The sequence below is a fragment of the Stutzerimonas sp. genome, assembly GCF_982611455.1.
Map to the genome: position 1 here is coordinate 120772 of NZ_CEXBBO010000006.1, position 20314 is coordinate 141085.

The following is a 20314-nucleotide window of genomic DNA, read 5'->3' on the forward strand; positions in this document are numbered from 1 at the left end:
GAGAAACAGAACGACCGAGCAGTCATTCACGTGACCGCTCGCTTCGTTCTTGCCAATAGCGCAAACGCACCCCACCCGATCGAGAACGCTCTGATGTTTCTAAAGAAATCCCTACGGGCTCAGTTATTGGGACTGATCGGCGCGAGCCTGCTGGTTATGCTTGCGATCGCCCTCACCAGCTTTTCCTTTTTATCCGACGGTGTCTCCGCGTACCAAAGGCTGCTGAAAGGACCGATCGAAGCGTCTCGATTGATCGATGAAGCCAACCTGGAATTCAAGATCCAGGTGCAGGAATGGAAGAATGTCCTACTGCGTGGCAAATCGCCTGAGGCCCTGAGCAAGTACTGGCAGAGTTTCGAGAATCAGGAGCGAAAGGTTCAAGATAGGCTCACCACGCTCGTGCAGCTGAGCAGCCACAAGCCGGACCTTGCGAACCAAATCGAGGGGCTGCTTGCGGAACATCGCAGTCTGGGTACGGCCTATCGATCAGGCCGTGATGCCTATATCGCCGCGGGCTACGACCCGGTGGCAGGCGACAAGGCCGTTCAGGGAATCGACCGTGCCACCGGCGAACAACTCAGCGCATTGGTCGAACAGCTGCGCAACTCTTCTCTGCGCAGCTCCGACGAAATCAGCCATGCCGCGGACCAGGCCATTATCACCGGATCGCTGATCATGCTCGCCGCTGGCGCGCTGGTTGCTTTGCTCAGCCTTTGGCTGGTCAATCGCAATGTGATCGACCCTATCCGCCATTTGATCGACCATATCGCCAAGCTAAGCCAGGGCAATTTCAGCGAGCGCGTCGATACGGGCCGTGCCGACGAACTGGGACGTTTGGCGGTGGCCGCTAACGTATTGCGCGACTTCCTCGCCGATACCTTCGCCCGCCTGCAACGCAGCACCTCGGATCTGGACAATGCCAGTGGCGAACTGAACGCCATCGCGGCGCTGATGGGCCAAGGCACTCGTGAACAATTTTCGCGTACCGATCAGGTCGCAACCGCCATGCAGGAAATGTCCGCAACGTCTCAGGAAGTGGCCCGCCATGCGGCCGAAGCAGCACGCGCTGCAGATACAGCCGATCACTCGGCGCAGCAGGGCGAAAGCATGATGCGTTCGACCATTCAGACGATCACTCACATGCGCGGCGAGATCAGCAACACCGCTGAGGTCATACGCCGTCTGGAAGCCGACAGCGGTCGCATCGGCAAGGTACTGGAAGTCATTCGTGGCATCGCCGACCAGACCAACTTGCTGGCATTGAACGCAGCCATCGAAGCAGCCCGCGCCGGTGATGCCGGTCGCGGCTTTGCTGTCGTTGCCGACGAGGTGCGCACATTGGCCAGGCGCACCGCCGATTCCACCGCCGAAATTCATCAGATTATCGATACCGTACAGACCGGCGCCGTGGATGCGGTGCGTGCAATCGAAAGCGGCCAAAGCCGCAGTGACGAGGGCGTCGAGCAGGTCACGGAAGCAGGCAGCATGCTTCAGCGCATCACCCTGGAAGTCGAAGCGATTCGCAGTATGAACCGGCAAATCGCCACCGCGGCCGAAGAGCAGACGTCAGTGGTGGAAGATATTTCGCGCAACCTAACCGAAATTACCGCCATCGCCACCACCAACCAGGACAATGTCGAGCGCACCGAAAAAGCCAGTCAGAACCTGCACGGCCTATCTGCCCAACTCAGCGAAGTGACCCAGCGCCTCGCAGGCTGACGCAACCCTGTCAACGCAATGAGCCCTCCACAGCAGAGGGCCGTTGCAAGCAAAGCGCCGACAGGCCTTGCCGCGTCCTATCTCGCTGATCCGTCCTGCCAAGCACATTGGATGCATGTCCCTTTACTTGCGTCTGGTTCGCGGCTAATTTCGCTGTCTCAGGCCATCTGGCCGAATAGTTACAAGCCGAGGCCGCCGCAAGGCCGGCAATTGGTCGTTTGTCATGCATCCAGAACGGCTGCCTCGTTTCATGGCAGTAGTCAGCCGGCTCATCTCTCCAAGGAATACGGAAAATGTTGCGCCGCATGCTGCTCATGCTGGGCGCGGTGATCGTCGTTGTATTGATCCTCGCCGCCCTTAAATTCAACGCCATCTATTCACAGATTCAACAGTTCAAGGCGCCGAAGCCGCCGATCAACGTCGAGGTTGCCGAATCGCGCCGACAGCCATGGCAGAACCGGCTCCCGGCGATCGGCACGCTCAGGGCTTCACAGGGCATCGATCTTTCCGTGGAGATCGCCGGGACCGTCAGCGATGTGCAGTTCCGCTCAGGCGAGAAAGTGAGCAAGGGCCAGCCGATCGTTCTGCTCGACAGCGCAATCGAACAGGCAAGCCTGGCAGCGGCTCAAGCCGATCTTCACCTGGCCAAGGTGGAATTCGAACGGGCACGCAGCTTGGTAGATAGCCAGGCCATCTCGCGCAGCGAGTTCGATCGGCTTAATGCCGAGTCGCAGAAAGCGGCAGCCACGGTTGCGCAGCTGAAGGCCAGCCTGGCGAAGAAACGCATCCTCGCGCCGTTCTCCGGGACCATTGGGATCCGTCAGGTAGACGTCGGTGACTTCGTAGCCGCCGGTACGCCCATCGCCACACTGCAGGACCTGTCCACCTTGTTCGTCGATTTTTACCTCGCCGAGCAGCAGGTTCCGTTGCTTGCCATCGGACAGCCTGTGCACCTTCAGGTGGCTGCGTTCCCCGGTGAGGCTTTCGAAGGCACGATCATCGCGCTGAACCCCAAGGTGGAAACCACCACCCGCAACGTCCGGGTCCGCGCGGAGCTGGCCAACCCCGACGAGCGCCTGCTCCCCGGCATGTTCGCCGACCTGCAGGTTCTACTGTCCGATGAACAGCCCCAGATCGTCGTGCCGGAGACCGCAATCACCTACACCCTGTATGGCAACTCGGTGCTGGTGGTGAAGGAAGGTCAGGCGCCTGAACCCGAGGAAGGCGTCGAGGCCGCCGAGCGCAGCGAACCCTATCTGATCGTGGAGCGGCGTTTCGTCAAGAGCGGTGAACGTCGTGACGGTCGCGCCATAATTCTCGAAGGGCTCGCGGATGGCGAACGGGTGGTGATTGCCGGCCAGCTCAAACTGGACACCGGTGCTCACGTTGCCATCGCCGAAAAACGCACGCTCGAGCTCGAGCCGAACAGCGGGTCCGATGCCCGCTGAGGCGTCGACTACAGGGACATAGATCGTCATGGCTTTTACCGATCCATTCATTCGCCGTCCGGTGCTGGCCAGCGTGATCAGCCTGTTGATCGTGCTGCTCGGCTTCCAGGCGTTCAACAGCCTGGTGATCCGCCAGTATCCACAAATGGAAAGCGCGCTGATCACGGTGACGACCGCCTATCCGGGCGCGAACGCGGAAACCATCCAGGGCTATATCACCCAGCCACTGCAGCAGAGTCTGGCCAGTGCCGAAGGCGTGGATTACATGACCTCGGTGAGCCAGCAGAACCTTTCGGTCATCTCGGTTTACGCACGCATCGGCGCCGACACCGACCGGCTCTACACCGAGCTGTTGAGCCAGGCCAACTCGGTGAAGAATCAGCTGCCGCAAAACGCCGAAGACCCCGTGCTGAACAAGCAGGCCGCCGACTCCACAGCGCTCATGTACATCAGTTTTTATAGTGAGCAGCTGAGCAACCCACAGATCACCGATTACCTGTCGCGAGTCATCCAGCCGAAGCTGGCCACCCTGCCCGGCATGGCCGAGGCGGAAATTCTCGGTAATCAGGTCTTTGCCATGCGCCTGTGGCTCGACCCGGTGAAGCTCGCCGCCTACGGTCTGTCTGCAGCTGATGTGAACGAGGCGGTGCGTAAGTACAACTTTCTCTCAGCAGCTGGCGAGGTGAAGGGGCAGTACGTCGTCACCAGCATCAATGCCGACACCGAACTGAAAACTCCCGAGGCATTCGCGGCCATTCCCTTGAAGACCCAAGGCGACAGTCGCGTGCTGCTCGGGGATGTTGCGCGGGTCGAGATGGGTGCCGAAAGCTACAACGCCATCAGCTCCTTTGACGGTATCCCTTCGGTGTATATCGGCATCAAGGGCACCCCGAGCGCCAACCCACTGGATGTCATCAGTGAAGTGCGTGCGGTGATGCCGGAGATCGAATCGCAGCTTCCACCAAGCCTGAAAGTCACCATTGCCTACGACGCCACGCGCTTCATCCAGGCCTCGATCGACGAAGTGGTGAAAACCCTCGCCGAGGCGGTAGTGATCGTCATCATCGTGGTCTTCCTGTTCCTCGGCTCGCTGCGCTCGGTGTTGATTCCAGTAGTGACGATCCCGCTGTCGATGATCGGTGTGATGTTTTTCATGCAGACCATGGGTTATTCGATCAACCTGCTGACGCTCCTGGCCATGGTCCTGGCGATCGGTTTGGTGGTCGATGACGCAATCGTCGTGGTCGAGAATATTCACCGCCATATCGAGAAAGGTAAAACGCCTATCCAGGCGGCCATCGACGGCGCGCGCGAAATCGCCATGCCGGTCGTCACGATGACCATCACCCTGGCTGCGGTGTATGCACCTATCGGCTTTCTACAAGGCCTGACCGGTGCGCTTTTTCAGGAGTTCGCGCTGACCCTGGCCGGCGCCGTGCTGATTTCCGGTGTGGTGGCACTGACGCTGTCACCCATGATGTGCTCGCAACTGCTGCGCCATGAAGAAAACCCTTCGGGCCTGGCACATCGGTTGGACCTGCTGTTCGACCGGCTCAAGCTGCGCTACCAGAACGCCCTACACGGCACGCTGAACACCCGTCCGGTGGTGCTGGTGTTCGCAGTGATCGTGCTCGGGCTGATTCCGGTGCTGCTCAAGTTCACCGAAAGCGAGCTGGCACCTGAAGAGGATCAAGGCATCATCTTCATGATGGCCAGCGCGCCGCAAACGGCCAACCTCGACTACCTGAACGCTTACACCGATCAGTTCCTGGAAATCTTCCAGTCCTTTCCCGAGTACTACTCCTGGTTCCAGATCAATGGATTCAATGGCGTGCAGAGCGGCATTGGCGGCTTTCTCATGACGCCTTGGGATGAGCGCGAGCGTACCCAAATGGACGTGTTGCCGGAGGTCCAAGCCAAGCTCGACAAGATTCCCGGCGTGCAGGTGTTCGGCTTCAACCTGCCGTCATTACCCGGCACAGGCGAGGGCCTGCCGTTCCAGTTCGTGATCAACACCGCGAACGATTACGAGTCGCTACTGCAGGTGACCGAACGCATCAAGGAGAAAGCCGAGGCATCCGGCAAATTCGCTTTTCTCGATGTCGATCTGGCTTTCGACAAGCCCGAGATCGCCGTCGATATCGACCGCGAAAAGGCTGCGCAAATGGGCGTGACGATGGAAGACCTTGGCGTGACGCTAGCCACCCTGCTTGGCGAAAGCGAGATCAATCGTTTCACCATCGAAGGCCGCAGCTACAAGGTAATCGCCCAGGTCGAACAGGCCTACCGGGACAATCCAGGCTGGCTGAGCAACTATTACGTGAAGAACGAGCAGGGCGAGATGCTGCCATTGTCGACGCTGATTGAGGTCCATGACCGTGCCCGACCGACCCAGCTGAAGCAATTTCAACAGCTTAATGCGGCGACGATTCAGGGCTTCCCTATCGTCAGCATGGGCGAGGCCATCGACACGTTGCGCAGCATCGCTCAGGAAGAAGCGCCGCAGGGCTTCACCTTCGATTATGCCGGTGCGTCGCGCCAGTACATTCAGGAAGGCAGCGCGCTATACGCGACCTTTGCATTGGCTTTGGCCGTCATTTTCCTGGTCCTGGCGGCGCAATTCGAAAGTTTCCGCGATCCGCTGGTGATATTGGTCACGGTGCCGCTGTCCATCTGTGGCGCCTTGGTGCCGCTGTTTCTGGGTCTGTCGAGCATGAATATCTACACCCAGGTCGGGTTGGTGACACTGATCGGATTGATCAGCAAGCACGGCATCATGATCGTCGAATTTGCCAATCAGTTGCGTCGAGACCAGGGCATGAGTCGCCGAGAGGCGGTGGAAGAGGCGGCAGCGATTCGGCTGCGTCCCGTGCTGATGACCACTGCGGCGACGGTTTTCGGAATGGTGCCGTTGATTATTGCCAGTGGCGCTGGCGCCGTCAGCCGTTTCGATATTGGCCTGGTGATCGCCACAGGCATGTCCGTTGGCACGCTTTTTACGCTGTTTGTCCTGCCTGCGGTTTACAGCCTGATAGCGCGAAGCGACAAGCTTGCCGAGCAAGATATCTAGTCAACGGTCCATGGCCTTGTCCCGCATTCAGTTCCTGATACCGAGGTGCTGAGTCAGGCTGTATAGAAACAACAGCAGCTCCTTTTCGGGCTTCTGCTCGACGAGGCTCGTCCGAATATCGGACGGCAGCGGGCAATGGCCAAGGCCGTTATTACATTGAATGACCGCCGCATCGGGCTCACTCCATGCGGCGGCGCAAAGTGATGCCACGCCTAGGGCGCCGACTAGAAAGACTCCTCGTGCAATTTCAAGCTTCATTGCGCAAGCCCTTGTTTTTATGGGGATAGGAAATTCACCATAGTTCAGCTTTTTACAATGCGCCTGGTTAAATGACCAATGGACGATCCATAACGAAAAATGCCCGTATCTTTCGATACGGGCATTTTCTTTATCTGCCGTTCAGGCCCGGTTTTTCACCGGGCCTGACGAGCATTTTGGCGCCAGGTTGGCTGGGTTACATCATGCCGCCCATGCCACCCATACCACCCATGCCGCCCATGTCCGGCATGCCGCCGCCAGCAGCCTTGTCGTCAGCCACTTCGGCGATCATCGCTTCGGTGGTGATCATCAAGCTGGCGATGGAAGCCGCGGCCTGCAGAGCAGAACGAGTGACCTTGGCCGGATCGAGAATACCCATTTCGATCATGTCGCCGTACTCGCCGGTAGCGGCGTTATAGCCGTAGTTACCGGTGCCCTGCTTGACCTTGTCGACAACCACGCTCGGCTCGTCACCGGAGTTGGCAACGATCTGGCGCAGCGGCGCTTCGACCGCACGACGCAGCAGCGTAATACCAACGTCCTGATCGGCATTGGCGCCCTTCAGCTCGGAGATAGCCTGCAGCGCACGCACCAGGGCAACACCGCCGCCAGGCACCACGCCTTCTTCAACGGCGGCACGGGTCGCGTGCAGCGCGTCTTCAACACGAGCCTTCTTCTCTTTCATCTCGACTTCGGTACCAGCGCCGACCTTGATGACCGCAACACCGCCGGCCAGCTTGGCCAGACGCTCTTGCAGCTTCTCTTTGTCATAGTCGGACGTGGTGTCTTCGACCTGCTTGCGGATCTGCGCAACGCGAGCTTCGATGTCGACCTGCTGGCCAGCACCGTCGATGATGGTGGTGTTTTCCTTGTTCAGCACAACGCGCTTGGCGTTACCCAGGTGTTCCAGGGTAGCGGTTTCCAGGCTCAGGCCGACTTCTTCAGAAATCACGGTACCGCCAGTCAGAATGGCGATGTCCTGCAGCATGGCCTTGCGGCGGTCACCGAAGCCAGGCGCCTTGACAGCGGCGACCTTGACGATGCCGCGCATGTTGTTGACCACCAGAGTAGCCAGCGCTTCGCCTTCGACGTCTTCGGCAACGATCAGCAGCGGACGGCCAGCCTTGGCAACAGCTTCCAGCACCGGCAGCATTTCACGGATGTTGGAGATCTTCTTGTCGACCAGCAGCAGCAGCGGGCTGTCCAGCTCGGCAACCATGGTGTCCGGCTTGTTGATGAAGTAAGGGGACAGGTAGCCACGGTCGAACTGCATGCCTTCAACGACGGACAGCTCGTTTTCCAGGCCCGAGCCTTCTTCAACAGTGATAACGCCTTCCTTGCCAACCTTTTCCATGGCTTCGGCAATGATGTCGCCGATGGAGTTGTCGGAGTTGGCGGAAATGGTGCCAACCTGGGCGATGGCCTTGAAGTCAGCGCATGGCTTGGACTGGCTCTTCAGTTCAGCAACGATGGCGATGGTCGCCTTGTCGATGCCGCGCTTCAGATCCATCGGGTTCATGCCGGCAGCAACGGCCTTGAGGCCTTCGTTGACGATCGACTGAGCCAGAACGGTAGCAGTGGTGGTGCCGTCGCCAGCATCATCGTTAGCACGGGAAGCAACGTCCTTGACCAGCTGGGCGCCCATGTTCTCGAAACGGTCCTTCAGCTCGATTTCCTTGGCAACGGAAACGCCATCCTTGGTGATGGTCGGAGCGCCAAAGCTCTTCTCGATAACGACGTTACGACCTTTCGGGCCGAGGGTCGCTTTTACCGCATCAGCCAGGACGTTGACGCCAACCAGCATTTTCTTGCGGGCGGAATCGCCGAATTTTACTTCTTTAGCAGCCATGTTGATTCTTCCTCAAATTCTGTTGATGGAACGCTGTTCGCTATGAGCGAGCGCTGGATCAGGCTTCGACGACGGCGAGGATTTCGTTCTCGCTCATCACCAGCAGGTCTTCACCGTCAACCTTGACGGTGTTGCTGCCGGAGTAAGGGCCGAATACGACCTGATCGCCAACCTTGACGGCCAGCGCGCGGACTTCGCCGTTGTCCAGAACGCGGCCAGTACCAACTGCGACGATTTCGCCACGGTTCGGCTTTTCTGCAGCGGAGCCTGGCAGCACGATGCCGCCTGCGGTCTTGGTTTCTTCTTCGCTGCGACGAATCACGACGCGGTCATGCAGAGGACGAAGCTTCATTGTCGATCTCTCCTAAGTACAGTGGTTTCCATGCCGATGCATTCTCATCGGCGGGTTGGCAAATCCGGCGGTGCCGGTTGCGGCCCGCAATGCGAGCCGCAGAAGACGGACTGTCAAAACACGACAGCGACCTTGCGGTGACCGCTACATGCGGGCGTGGAAAATGATTTCAAGGGCACAGCGGCGATTTTTTTGCATCTGCGAAGGGAAAGACATGCCTGTCAGGCCTCGTGTCCAAACGTAGCGAACAATGGTTGAGGCAGGGACGCCCAGCCAGGCAAAACAGGCGAAGGCGGAGTTTACGAACTGCAGATAAGCATTTTGTCTGGCCCGCAACCGAGCCTGCTTTTACGCTGCATAACCGAGTGCGGAGCCTTCACATAGCCTGCAGCGTATGCCTACCGTTGGATGAGCGAGCTTACTTATCGCGACGCTCCCACTCGCCCTCGATCACGTTGGGGCGCTGTGGCCCGGCGCTATGCTCCTGCTGTTGGCGCAGATCATCGGCAAACGCGCGACGGCGCTCTGCCTGGGCTTCGACGCGACGGCGGACGATGCCGAGAAACAGCTTACGCGATGGTGGAAACAGCACCAGCAACGCAATGATGTCGCTGAGAAAACCTGGCAGGAACAGCAAACCTCCCGCGACGGCCATCATCAGGCCCTGGAGCATTTCCCGCTCCGGCAGTTCGCCGCGTGCCAGTCGCTCGCGCGCGCGCCAGGCAGTGGCAAAACCTGCCAGACGCAGCAACAAAATGCCCGCCATGCCGCTGATCACTAGCAACAAGATGGTTGGCAACACACCGATCGAGCTGCCGACCTTGATCAGCAGCGCCAGCTCGGCCAGCGGAAACAGGAGAAACAGCAGTAAGAAAATGCGCATCGATAATCCTTGGCGGAAGAACGGCTTCCGATCTCGTGTAGATGACGGCAGTCTGCACCGAATTCAACCCGTTCGTGGAAGAGGCTGTAACCGGATTATTCGCCCCTGTGCTTACGTCAGGCTGAATCAGTCCCGGGCCATCGCCACCAACGCCTGGCGCACCGCGCCGGGGTTGAGGCAGGAGGCCGGGAACGCCAGCCAGTGAATTGCCTGGCCGATGCGTAGATGAAAGCCCTCGCTGTCGATACCGACCATGCAAGCCTCAGGACGCGGCGGCAGCCCTGCCCGCTCGACGTAGTGGGCGATCGCCGCAGCGTGGTCGCCGTTCATATGATCGAGCATTGCGCCTTCGCCGCCATCAGCTGGCGCGAACGGGTTGGCCAGGGCCACATCGTCCAGCCAGCGAATCGCACCAAATCCACCGATGTAGCGCCAGCGCACCGGTTGCAGTGTCCAGAAATCGAAATCGTGCACGCGGTGGTAGTCGCGCGACTCGGGGAAATACCGGTAGTAGCGCTCGGCCGCTGCCTCGACAGCCCGCGGCTCGTTGAGCGGTCGCGCCTCGGCCAACATGGTCAGGCGGCCGGTTGCCTGCACGTCTTCAGCGTCGCGCTCTGCGATTAGCAACGAGCAACGCGGATCGCCCTTCAGGTTTTTCGTGTGCTGGGCAATTCGGCTGATCAGGATCAGCGGCCAGCCGTCCTCGTTCAGGCAGTAGGGCACCGCCGATCCGAAGGGAAATCCGGGCATCGTCTGGGAGTGCGTAGAGAGCACACCACGGTATTCCTTGAGCAGGAGTTGTCGGGCATGCTTGACGGCTTCAGCGCTCACAGGGGCTCCTCGATAGGTTTGTTCGGTTCGACGGGGCGTTCAGCATAACGGTTTCATCTACGGGCGTCGTTTTCCGCGGCAAGCACCACAAGAAGAAGGAGATTCGCATGCAACTCAACGACAAGGTCATCATCATCACGGGCGGCGGCCAGGGCCTGGGACGCGCGATGGGTGAATACCTCGCCGGCAAGGGCGCGCGCCTGGCGCTGGTCGACCTCAACCAGGATCGACTGAACGAAGCGGTGGCGGCTTGCAAGAGCGCCGGCGGCGACGCGCGGGCCTATCTGTGCAATGTCGCCAACGAAGAACAGGTCAGCCATATGGTGAGCCAGGTCAGCGATGACTTCGGCGGCCTCGATGGCCTGGTCAACAATGCCGGCATCCTTCGCGATGGCCTGACTATCAAGGTCAAGGATGGCGAACTGTCGAAGATGAGCCTGGCGCAATGGCAGGCGGTAATCGATGTCAATCTGACCGGCGTGTTTCTCTGCACCCGTGAAGTGGCGGCGAAAATGATCGAACTGAAGCGCCAGGGCGCGATCGTCAACATCTCTTCAATTTCGCGCGCAGGCAATATGGGACAAGCGAATTACTCGGCGGCCAAGGCGGGCGTCGCTGCGGACACGGTGGTCTGGGCCAAGGAACTGGCACGCTACGGCATACGGGTGGCGGGCGTTGCGCCCGGCTTCATCGAGACAGAGATGGTCGCCAGCATGAAACCCGAAGCACTCGATAAGATGACGTCAGGCATTCCGCTCAAGCGGCTCGGCAAACCGATTGAAATCGCCCACTCGGTCGCTTATATCTTCGAGAACGATTACTACACTGGACGGATTCTGGAACTGGACGGGGGTTTGCGGCTGTAAACAGACGCTTCAGGCTTCAGGCTTCAGGCAAGAGCATATGGGTCGCGCCCATACGATTTGCCTTTGCCTGCAGCCTGCAGCCGCTTTTACCAGCCCACCCCGAAACCGATGCTGTAATGGGTTTCGTCGAGGTTGCTTTCCGCGCCGCTGACAATGTCTTTTTCAGCCTTCATGTTGAGCGATGCCCAGTCGGTAACCTTGTAACGCAGGCCGATTTCCGCATCGAACTCGTAATCCGCTACGTTTTCCAGCGGCTTACCGATTTCGCCATTGCTGAACAGCTCGAACGTCTTGCCCACCAGGTAGCGGTTGTAGTCCCACTTCATCGCCAGCGAATAGAAGTTTTCTTTATCACCGTTGGCAAACTCGTAATCGCTACGATTGATCAGCGACGCTAGGGAGAAGGCGCCCAGCTCGTTGTCCCAGAACTGATAACCCGGGCCGGTACCCAAGGTGCGTTGGCGGCGTACATCTTCGATCTTGTCGCGCTTGTACTCGAAGCGGCCCTGCCAGAACCAGTTCTCGTCGATAAAACGATCCAGTGCGTATTCGGCGTCCCAGTTGTCCGTCGCGGTTACGCCATTACTGTATTCACGGTTGTAATTGGCGGTGCCGTTGTGGCGCCATAGCCCATGACGCGCCGAGGTATCGAAGGATACGTCGTAATCGTCGGTATCGGTTTCGGCGCGCTTGTAGTCCATCGCCACATCCACGTTGCCCTTCCAAGTCAGATCCTGGATCAGCGGTTTCGGATGAATGATTTGCGAGATGCTGTCCAGCTCAACCGTGCGCGGCGCGCCGCCGTTGCTCAGGGTGACCTTCCCATCGTCAGCGGCCTGCAGCGATTTCGCCACTTCGCCTGTGACATCGTCCTGCTTGACGAGCAGTTGCTGGTTGCTTTCCAGCGTCGCGACCTGGCTCCATTTCACTGGAATCGAGCCGCCATAATCGGTCTCGATAAGCAATTTACCGCCATCGAGCACACTGATCTTGCCGGTTAGGCGATCACCGTTTTTCAGCCATACGGTATCGGCAAATGACGGCAGGGAGAACACGGACAGGGATATGCAAAAAAGAGTTTTGGAAAACATAAAGTGCTGAAATTCTGGGTAAGTGCGTTTAAAAGGCTGGCATTATCCCTATGCTTTTAATTACAGCAAGCACTGACCGCTGAATGGAGGTTGAGTTCATGCGCTGTTCTGACCGGCAAGCCAGACCGTACACAGGAAGCGTCCAGCATGATTGAGCAACCGCCTCTGTTACCGCCCGGTGTTGATGCCGAATCCCGTCGCGCGGCGGTTTATTTGGTCATGGCACAAATACCTGAAGGCAAGGTCGTGAGCTATGGCGAACTGGCCGCCATGGCAGGGCTCGGTCGTGCCGCACGCTGGGTCGGCAGATTGATGTCGCAACTACCCAATGACACCCGTCTGCCCTGGCACAGAGTGATCGCCGCCGGTGGTCGCCTAAGCCTGCCAGCCGGCAGCGCCGCCGGGCACGAACAGCGCATGCGGCTGCGCGGCGAGGGATTGACCATCCGTAACGACCGCGTGGACATACGTCGGCACGGCTGGCATTGGGCGGAGCACAGCGGGTAGAGTGCGCGCTTCATGTTTATCTCCGTCCTGTCATATGTCCCGTGAAACCTGGCGCACCGCCCTCGCCGCCTATGCCAGCCCCGCCTCGCTGACTTTGCTGGTGCTCGGCTTCGCGGCCGGCCTCCCCGCAATCCTGGTGTTTTCGACGCTCTCGGTATGGCTGCGCGAAGCAGGTGTATCACGCGAAACCATCGGTTTTGCCAGTTGGATCAGCCTGGCCTACGCATTCAAGTGGGTCTGGTCGCCGATGCTCGATCAATGGCGCCTGCCCTGGATCGGCGCGCTGGGTCGACGCCGCTCCTGGCTGGTGCTGTCACAGGCGGTGATTGCCATCGGTCTGGTCGGAATGGCGCTGTGCAACCCACAACACAACCTGACGATGCTGATCGCCCTGGCCGTCGCGGTCGCCTTCGCCTCGGCGACCCAGGACATCGCCATCGATGCCTACCGCCTGGAAATCGCCGAGGACAAGCTGCAAGCGACGTTGGCAGCGAGCTACATGACCGGTTATCGCATCGCCATGCTACTGGCTAGCGCCGGCGCGCTATTTCTCGCTGAATGGCTAGGCTCGACCAACCTCGAATACAGCCAGACCGCCTGGGCGACCACCTATATTGCCTTCGCTCTGCTGATTCTGCCGGGTCTGATCACCAGCCTGCTGATTCCGGAGCCCCAAGGCGCGGCTCCGTTGTCCAATGAGCCCTCGAAGTTCAGTTTCAACCACCAGATGGCAGCGGTTGGCCTGTTGCTGGTGTTGCTCATTTCCGTGCCGGCGATGATCAACGCCCTGATTGCCCAGGCTTGGCCGCGCGCAACCCTGTATCTACTGTTTATTATCGGTTCGCTGTCGCCTTGGGGCCGCTCTTTGCTGGTTCCGGTGCGGCAGATGCTGCATCAAGCCGGTCAGCGTCAGCGCCCGGCGCGCTTCGATTTCGTTCATCAGGCGGTATCGGTCATTGTGCTGATCATCCTGATGGTGTCGACCACCGGCATGTTCCAGTCCTACTGGGGCGGTTACTGGCCACGTGGCACCATGTACCTGCTGATCTGCTGGGGATGTCTGTCTGGGCCCGGTCGGGTGCTGATGGGACCGGTCCTGACACCGATCACCGACTTCATCCTGCGCTACCGCTGGCAGGCATTGCTGTTGCTGGGGTTGATTGCCACGTACCGGATGTCCGACACGGTGATGGGGGTCATGGCCAACGTCTTTTACATCGACCAAGGCTTTAGCAAGGATCAGATCGCCAGCGTCAGCAAGCTGTTCGGATTGATCATGACATTGCTCGGTGCGGCGTTCGGCGGTCTGTTGATCGTGCGTTTCAGCATCCTGCCGATCCTGTTCGTCGGCGGAGTTGCATCCGCGGCAACCAATCTCATGTTCATGCTGCTAGTGGAAATGGGCGCCAATCTGAACATGCTGATCGTGACCATCTCCTGCGACAACTTCAGCGGAGGCCTGGCCTCCACCGCCTTCGTCGCCTATCTGTCGAGCCTGACCAACCTGAAGTTCTCGGCCACCCAATACGCCTTGCTGAGTTCGTTGATGCTGCTATTGCCACGCCTACTCGGCGGCTACTCCGGTGTCATGGTGGAGCACCTCGGTTATAGCGATTTCTTTCTGGTTACCGCGTTGCTCGGCGTGCCAACCCTGGTACTTATCGTCTGGCAGTGGTCACGCAGCCGTCGGCAGCCAGATATGGCCGATCCGCTGGCCACCACCGAGCGAAGCTGACAAAAAAGCCGGCATTTCAGACCGTGTGAAAACGTAGCGAGCGAAGGTTAGGCAAGGCAAAAACAGGCGAGGAAGCGGACTGGGCTCGCACTCGAGTTTACGAGCTGTAAATGAGCATTCCGACTGGGCTCGCATCCGAGCCTGTTTTTAACGCGGCATAACCGAGCGCAGTAGTTCTCACACAGTCTGATTTGCCGGCTTCGTTGTTCTGGCTCGACTCAACTCTGGACCAGATGCACCACACGTTGCGGGAACGGAATGCCGATCCCCGACTCGTCGAAGCGTTCCTTCACCCGCTCGGTAAACTCGAAAGTCACTGGCCAGAAGTCACCGGTCGCCACCCACACCCGCAGCGACAAATTCACCGAGCTGTCGCCCAGCCCTGTCACGAAGACGACCGGCTCGGGATCGCGCAGCACGCGCCCATCATCAGCGATCTCCAACAGAATCTTGCGTGCCAGTTTGATGTCCGCGCTGTAATCGATGCCGATGTTGATATCGGCGCGACGACGCGGTTCGCGGGAATAATTGGTGATGTGGCCGTTGGACAGGCTGCCGTTGGGCACCACGATGGTCTTGTTGTCGCCGGACTTGAGGATCGTATGGAAGATCTGGATCGCATGCACGGTCCCGGCCACGCCCTGGGCCTCGATCCATTCACCGACGCGGATCGGGCGAAACAGCAGGATCAACACCCCGCCAGCAAAATTGGCCAGGCTGCCTTGCAGCGCTAGGCCAATGGCCAGACCGGCCGCACCGATTACAGCGATAAACGAGGTCGTCTCCACCCCGATCATCGATGCCACGCTGACCAGCAGCAGGATCTTCAGTACGATCCCTGACAGACTCTCGATGAAACCGTGCAGCGAAGGATCAACCTGGCGTCGCTGTAGCAGGCCGCCGATCTTGCTGACGAGCTTGTTGATCAGCCACCAGCCAATCAGGAAAGTCGCCAGCGCCAGCAATAACTGAGCACCGTATTGCAGAACGATCGGCAACCATGCTTCGGAAAGATCGGCCAGATAATCGACACTGAAATCCATCAGTAGGAATCTCCTTTGGGGCACCGAGCGATCCAGGCAGACCGCTCGGTTTAAAGCGGGAAGGGCACGCTAGCGTGCGTGAGAGTCAAATCAATCGCGGAAATTATTGAACTGCAGCGGCATGCCGAAATCCTTGGCTCGCAGGAGCGCGATGGCTTCTTGCAGATCGTCGCGCTTCTTGCCGGTCACTCGAACCTGTTCACCCTGGATAGCTGCTTGCACCTTGAGCTTGGCATCCTTGATATAGGCAACGATCTTCTTCGCCAGCTCCTTGTCGATACCCTCGCGCAGCATGACGTCCTGCTTGACCGATTTGCCGGAGGGGAAAGGATCCTTGAACTCCAGGCACTGGATATCGATCTTGCGCTTGACCAGGCTCAGTTTGAGGATTTCCAGCATCTGCTCAAGTTGGAAATCGGCATCCGCAGTCAGGTGGACCGTCAGTTCCTTGAACTCGAAACTGCCTTTACCGCGCAGATCGTAACGCCGATCCAGTTCCTTGACAGCGTTGTCGACGGCATTGGTGACTTCGTGCTTGTCCAGTTCGGACACCACGTCGAACGAGGGCATGGGCTTCCTCCAGATAGAAAACGGCGCGATGGTGTGATCCAGCGCGCTTAGCTTGACGGGTCAAATGCGCCATCATTATAACTGTTCAGGCCAACAACGCCCGACCGCCAATGCGTTACGGCAACTCCTTCTTTCACCGAGCTCATGAATTGCCCAATCCTCAACTCAGCATCCTGGTGGTCGACGACGCCAAGTTCTCCAGCGTGATGATCGGTCGCGCCCTGTCCAAGGCCGGCTATGAAGATGTCCGCTTCGCCAACAGTGCCAGCGCCGCGCTGGAGTTGATCGAGCAGCGACCTACCAATGTTTTGCTCGCCGACTGGCTGATGCCGGAAATGGACGGGCTGGAGCTGACCGGCCAGGTGCGCCAGCAGGACGAGATGTCCGATCACTACACCTACATCATTCTGCTTACCGGGCGGGACGGCCAGGACGTGCTGAGCAAGGCGTTCGATCACGGCGTGGATGATTTCATTGGCAAATCGGCGATGAACGACCAACTGGTGCCACGGGTTTACGCCGCTGACCGCATCTGTGGCTCTCTGCAGCGACTGATGCGGGAAAACCGTTTGCTGACCGAAAACATCGCCAGCCTGGAGCAGCGCAACTTGATCGACCCGGTCACGGGTCTCGGCAACACACGCTATCTCAAGCAAAAACTCGGCGACAGCCTGCGTCAGATCGAAAGCCGTGGCGGTGCGCTGTGCTACCTGGCGATCGGTCTTCCAGAAATCGCCAGCCAGCGACAGCGCTACGGCGAGCACTTCCATCATGAGCTGCTGCGCGGTATGGCGCGGCGCCTGCAGCAGCTGGTGCGGCCGTTGGATATTCTCACCCGCCTGGATGACAACCACTTCGGCCTGCTTGCCCTGGTCGACGATCTGCAGGGTTGCTCGCCAAGCAGCTTCAAACGTTTACATGAGGGGTTGAACCTCAAGGCCTTCAAGACCAGCGAAGGCTTCATCTCGGTCAGGGCCGGCATCGGTCTGGTCAGCCTCGACGCGGACGCTCTACCCGCCGACCCCCGACTGATAATCGAACGCGCCGAATCCTTGTTATCCGACGCATACATCACGGGGCGCATCGTTCCCCTGCGCTACAAACAACCTGCCTGATGTCCATGCTCTGGCACATTCTCGGCGTCGGCAGCCTCGGCGGGCTCTGGGCGACGCGCCTGTTTCGCGCCGGTGTGCCGGTGCAAATCATTCTGCGTAACCCGCAACGATTCGCCGAGTACGGCGCTGCTGGCGGCCTCGGCCTGATCGAAGATGGCGTGACCACTTCCTATCCAATGCCAGCGGAGCTGCCGAATGCCACGACACCGATACGGCGGCTGCTGGTCGCTTGCAAAGCCTACGATGCCGAAGCCGCCATCGCAGAGGTGGCGCCGCGGCTAGTCAATGGATCGGAAATCCTTCTATTGCAGAACGGCCTGGGCAGTCAGCTGGCCATCGCGGCACGCTGGCCAGAAAGTCGCTGCGTCTTCGTTTCCAGTACTGAAGGCGCCTATCGTCAGGAGGATTTCCAGATCGTTCACGCTGGCCGAGGGCAGAACTGGCTTGGCGAACCCAACCATCGAAGCCCACCGTCATGGCTGGACGACCTGGCCGCCGCGGGCATTCCGTACGACTGGACAGCCGATATCATGGGCAAGCTGTGGCGCAAGCTCGCGCTCAATTGCGCGATCAATCCGCTGACCGTTCTGCATGACTGCCGCAACGGCGAATTGCAGGCTCATCGCGAACGGTTACACAGGCTCTGCAACGAGCTCAGCGACATACTCGAGGCCAGCGAACAGGATGACGCGGCCCATGGGCTTGAAGAAGAAGTGCTGCGCGTAATCGAGGCCACTGCCAATAATTACTCGTCGATGCATCAGGACGTCCGAAGCGGGCGCCGGACCGAAATCAGCTTTCTGCTCGGCCAGGCGTGCCAGGCGGCTCGGCAGCATGGTCTGGCGGCGGTCGAGCTGCACACGCTGCTGGAGCAGCTGCAAACTTTCCTGCACCGTCACGGATTGCCCGCGGACTGAGGCACCGCTACCCTGCTGAAACACCCCTCGCCCGTGCCTGCCATGACCCTGCGCCAGCGTCTCGAAAATCTCCCGGTCGGTCGCAAGTTGCTGATCGCCCTGCTCGTGCTGCTTGCTGCGGTACTGCTGGTTTCCAACTTGGCGTTCATCAGTGCCGCTTACTGGATCTCCCGTCAGAGCGTCGCGCCCCAGGCCATGCATACTCTCGGCGCGCTATTTGCGACACCCGAGCTGAGTAACCGTGCTCTCGAATCGGAAACGGCTGCCAACGAACTGCTGCAAAAACTGAACGACTATGCCCCGCTACGTGCAGCCATGATCTACGACAATGCGGGCCGAAGTCTGGCGCAACTGTATCGCGGTGACCCGCTGGACCTGCCGCAGCAGATACGTGACCTTCCGGCATGGCAGAAGACCGAGATGCGCGCGAACCTGCTGGTCGAGCTGCCACAACGGGAAGGACCTCCGGGTCATTTGTTGATCGTCGCCAGTAGCGAACTACCTGGCGCCTTTTACACCGGCACCTTGACCGCCAGCCTCGCAATTCTCGCGGCCAGCCTGCTGCTCTGGGTGCTGGTCGCCCGACAGATCCGGCGGTTGATCACCCGCCCGATTCGCGACCTCGAAGCGCTGTCGCGCCAGGTCACGCGTGAGGAAGATTATTCGTTGCGGGCGACGTCTCGAAACCAGGACGAGATCGGTCACCTTGCCGATGCGTTCAATACCATGCTGTCACGCATGGAGGCGCGCGAGCAGCAGCTCAAACGCGCCCGTGACGATGCCCAGGACGCCTTCGATCATGCCCAAGGGCTGGCGGAGGAAACCCGACACTCCAACCGCAAGCTGGAACTGGAAGTCCAGGTTCGCAGCAAGATCGAAAAAAAGCTCACCGGCTTCCAGAACTACCTGAACAGCATCATCGACTCGATGCCATCAGTGCTGATCGCACTGGACGAGCAACTCTACGTGACCCAGTGGAACCAGCAGGCCAGCGCCCTATCCGGCACCTCCATCGACGATGCGCTGAACCAGCCGGTATTCATTGCCTTCGAGCCGCTCAAGCCCTTTCTCACACAGATTCGCCGTACATCCGAACGGCACCAGGTGGAGAAGATCGAGCGCGTCACCTGGACGTTCAACGACCAACCCCGGCATTACGCCCTGACGCTCTATCCGCTCATGGGAGGCGGCGGTCGCGGTGTGGTGATCCGCATCGACGACATCACCGAGCGCATCAATATGGAAGAGATCATGGTGCAGTCGGAAAAAATGCTCTCGGTGGGCAGCCTGGCCGCCGGCATGGCGCACGAAATCAACAACCCCCTCGGCGCAATCCTGCATAACGCGCAGAACATCCGCCGACGCCTGTCTCCGGATCTGGAGCGAAACCGCGAGGCCGCCGATGAAACCGGCGTATTGCTGGAAGCGGTCAACCAATATCTGCAGCGGCGAGAAATACCGCAGTTGCTCGACGGCATCCAACAAGCCGGCTCACGTGCGGCGAAGATCGTCAGCCACATGCTGAGTTTTAGTCGTCTGAGCAACCGGCAACTGGCTGAATGCCAACTGACCGTGCTGATCGACCAAGCGCTGGAGATTGCCGGCAACGACTTCGCCCTGATCGACAGCTTCGACTTTCGCTCCATCGAGATCGCCCGAGACTTCGATCCACAATTGGATCGCGTGCCCTGCATCGGCAACGAACTCGAACAGGTGTTACTGAACCTGCTGAAAAACGCTGCGCAGGCCATTCACCAGAAACCCGAACGGACGCGAGGGCAGATCATCCTGCGCACGCGGCTGAACCCGCCATGGGCCGAAATCCAGGTGGAAGACAACGGCGTCGGTATCCCCGAACATATTCGCAAGCGGATCTTCGAGCCTTTTTTTACTACCAAGGAAGTAGGTCAGGGAACCGGGCTGGGACTTTCCGTCTCGTATTTCATCATTACCAACAACCACAAAGGCCAGATGGAAGTGCAGTGCAGGCCGGACCAGGGCACCACCTTTACCCTGCGTCTGCCGCTGGTATCGCCATCCGAGGCTAACGGCAACTGACC

Annotated in this window: 17 protein-coding genes; 9 read left to right on the plus strand and 8 right to left on the minus strand. The window is 59.3% G+C overall.

Features of this window, described 5'->3' with window-relative positions; genetic code table 11:
• Positions 1 to 93: 93 nt before the first annotated feature.
• From AC2LD7_RS05990 to AC2LD7_RS06000, 3 genes are all read left to right on the plus strand, one after another.
• Positions 94 to 1719: a methyl-accepting chemotaxis protein gene (locus AC2LD7_RS05990; RefSeq protein WP_484596946.1), complete on the plus strand. Its 1626-nt coding sequence runs from the start codon at positions 94 to 96 to the stop codon at positions 1717 to 1719.
• A 293-nt stretch (positions 1720 to 2012) separates the two neighbouring features.
• On the plus strand, positions 2013 to 3167 hold the full coding sequence (locus tag AC2LD7_RS05995) for an efflux RND transporter periplasmic adaptor subunit (protein WP_484596911.1): 1155 nt from the start codon (positions 2013 to 2015) through the stop codon (positions 3165 to 3167).
• Positions 3168 to 3195: 28 nt separating this feature from the next.
• Entirely contained in the window at positions 3196 to 6237 is a 3042-nt protein-coding gene (locus AC2LD7_RS06000; RefSeq protein WP_484596912.1) for a multidrug efflux RND transporter permease subunit, read from the plus strand.
• A gap of 27 nt (positions 6238 to 6264) precedes the next feature.
• Here the strand turns inward: AC2LD7_RS06000 and AC2LD7_RS06005 are convergent, their stop codons facing one another.
• The 5 genes from AC2LD7_RS06005 to AC2LD7_RS06025 all read right to left on the minus strand — a co-directional run bounded on the left by AC2LD7_RS06005 (position 6265) and on the right by AC2LD7_RS06025 (position 10410).
• The gene (locus tag AC2LD7_RS06005) at positions 6265 to 6495 is read right to left on the minus strand and encodes a hypothetical protein (protein WP_484596913.1); all 231 of its coding nucleotides are present in this window, start codon (positions 6493 to 6495) and stop codon (positions 6265 to 6267) included.
• A 196-nt stretch (positions 6496 to 6691) separates the two neighbouring features.
• Complete coding sequence (groL, locus tag AC2LD7_RS06010; protein ID WP_484596914.1) at positions 6692 to 8344, minus strand: chaperonin GroEL; 1653 nt, start codon at positions 8342 to 8344, stop codon at positions 6692 to 6694.
• 58 nt (positions 8345 to 8402) lie between these two features.
• Positions 8403 to 8696: a co-chaperone GroES gene (locus AC2LD7_RS06015; protein WP_181101990.1), complete on the minus strand. Its 294-nt coding sequence runs from the start codon at positions 8694 to 8696 to the stop codon at positions 8403 to 8405.
• A gap of 418 nt (positions 8697 to 9114) precedes the next feature.
• Positions 9115 to 9579, minus strand: coding sequence for an FxsA family protein (locus AC2LD7_RS06020; protein WP_484596915.1), 465 nt, complete (start codon positions 9577 to 9579; stop codon positions 9115 to 9117).
• A gap of 126 nt (positions 9580 to 9705) precedes the next feature.
• Complete coding sequence (locus tag AC2LD7_RS06025) at positions 9706 to 10410, minus strand: HugZ family pyridoxamine 5'-phosphate oxidase (RefSeq protein WP_484596916.1); 705 nt, start codon at positions 10408 to 10410, stop codon at positions 9706 to 9708.
• Between the two features lie 107 nt (positions 10411 to 10517).
• On the opposite strand from AC2LD7_RS06025, the gene AC2LD7_RS06030 reads away from it, so the two are divergent.
• A complete protein-coding gene (locus AC2LD7_RS06030; RefSeq protein ID WP_484596917.1) occupies positions 10518 to 11276 on the plus strand; it encodes an SDR family oxidoreductase in 759 nt (252 codons plus the stop codon).
• Between the two features lie 86 nt (positions 11277 to 11362).
• Here AC2LD7_RS06030 and AC2LD7_RS06035 read toward each other — a convergent pair whose 3' ends face one another.
• Positions 11363 to 12367: a DUF481 domain-containing protein gene (locus AC2LD7_RS06035; RefSeq protein WP_484596918.1), complete on the minus strand. Its 1005-nt coding sequence runs from the start codon at positions 12365 to 12367 to the stop codon at positions 11363 to 11365.
• Positions 12368 to 12514: 147 nt separating this feature from the next.
• On the opposite strand from AC2LD7_RS06035, the gene AC2LD7_RS06040 reads away from it, so the two are divergent.
• Together AC2LD7_RS06040 and AC2LD7_RS06045 are read left to right on the plus strand one after the other, a co-directional pair.
• Positions 12515 to 12874 carry an MGMT family protein gene (locus AC2LD7_RS06040; protein ID WP_484596919.1) on the plus strand — a complete coding sequence of 120 codons (360 nt, stop codon included), beginning with the start codon at positions 12515 to 12517 and terminating at the stop codon, positions 12872 to 12874.
• A gap of 34 nt (positions 12875 to 12908) precedes the next feature.
• The gene (locus tag AC2LD7_RS06045) at positions 12909 to 14609 is read left to right on the plus strand and encodes an AmpG family muropeptide MFS transporter (protein ID WP_484596920.1); all 1701 of its coding nucleotides are present in this window, start codon (positions 12909 to 12911) and stop codon (positions 14607 to 14609) included.
• Positions 14610 to 14827: 218 nt separating this feature from the next.
• Here the strand turns inward: AC2LD7_RS06045 and AC2LD7_RS06050 are convergent, their stop codons facing one another.
• Together AC2LD7_RS06050 and AC2LD7_RS06055 are read right to left on the minus strand one after the other, a co-directional pair.
• Positions 14828 to 15652 carry a mechanosensitive ion channel family protein gene (locus tag AC2LD7_RS06050; RefSeq protein ID WP_484596921.1) on the minus strand — a complete coding sequence of 275 codons (825 nt, stop codon included), beginning with the start codon at positions 15650 to 15652 and terminating at the stop codon, positions 14828 to 14830.
• A 90-nt stretch (positions 15653 to 15742) separates the two neighbouring features.
• The gene (locus AC2LD7_RS06055; protein ID WP_484596922.1) at positions 15743 to 16222 is read right to left on the minus strand and encodes a YajQ family cyclic di-GMP-binding protein; all 480 of its coding nucleotides are present in this window, start codon (positions 16220 to 16222) and stop codon (positions 15743 to 15745) included.
• 149 nt (positions 16223 to 16371) lie between these two features.
• On the opposite strand from AC2LD7_RS06055, the gene AC2LD7_RS06060 reads away from it, so the two are divergent.
• The 3 genes from AC2LD7_RS06060 to AC2LD7_RS06070 are packed head-to-tail and all read left to right on the plus strand — an operon-like array spanning position 16372 to position 20312.
• A complete protein-coding gene (locus AC2LD7_RS06060; protein WP_484596923.1) occupies positions 16372 to 17337 on the plus strand; it encodes a GGDEF domain-containing response regulator in 966 nt (321 codons plus the stop codon).
• Between the two features lie 5 nt (positions 17338 to 17342).
• Positions 17343 to 18254, plus strand: a complete 912-nt coding sequence (locus AC2LD7_RS06065) for a putative 2-dehydropantoate 2-reductase (RefSeq protein ID WP_484596947.1) — start codon at positions 17343 to 17345, stop codon at positions 18252 to 18254.
• 42 nt (positions 18255 to 18296) lie between these two features.
• Positions 18297 to 20312 carry a sensor histidine kinase gene (locus AC2LD7_RS06070; protein WP_484596924.1) on the plus strand — a complete coding sequence of 672 codons (2016 nt, stop codon included), beginning with the start codon at positions 18297 to 18299 and terminating at the stop codon, positions 20310 to 20312.
• The last annotated feature ends 2 nt before the right edge of the window (positions 20313 to 20314 follow it).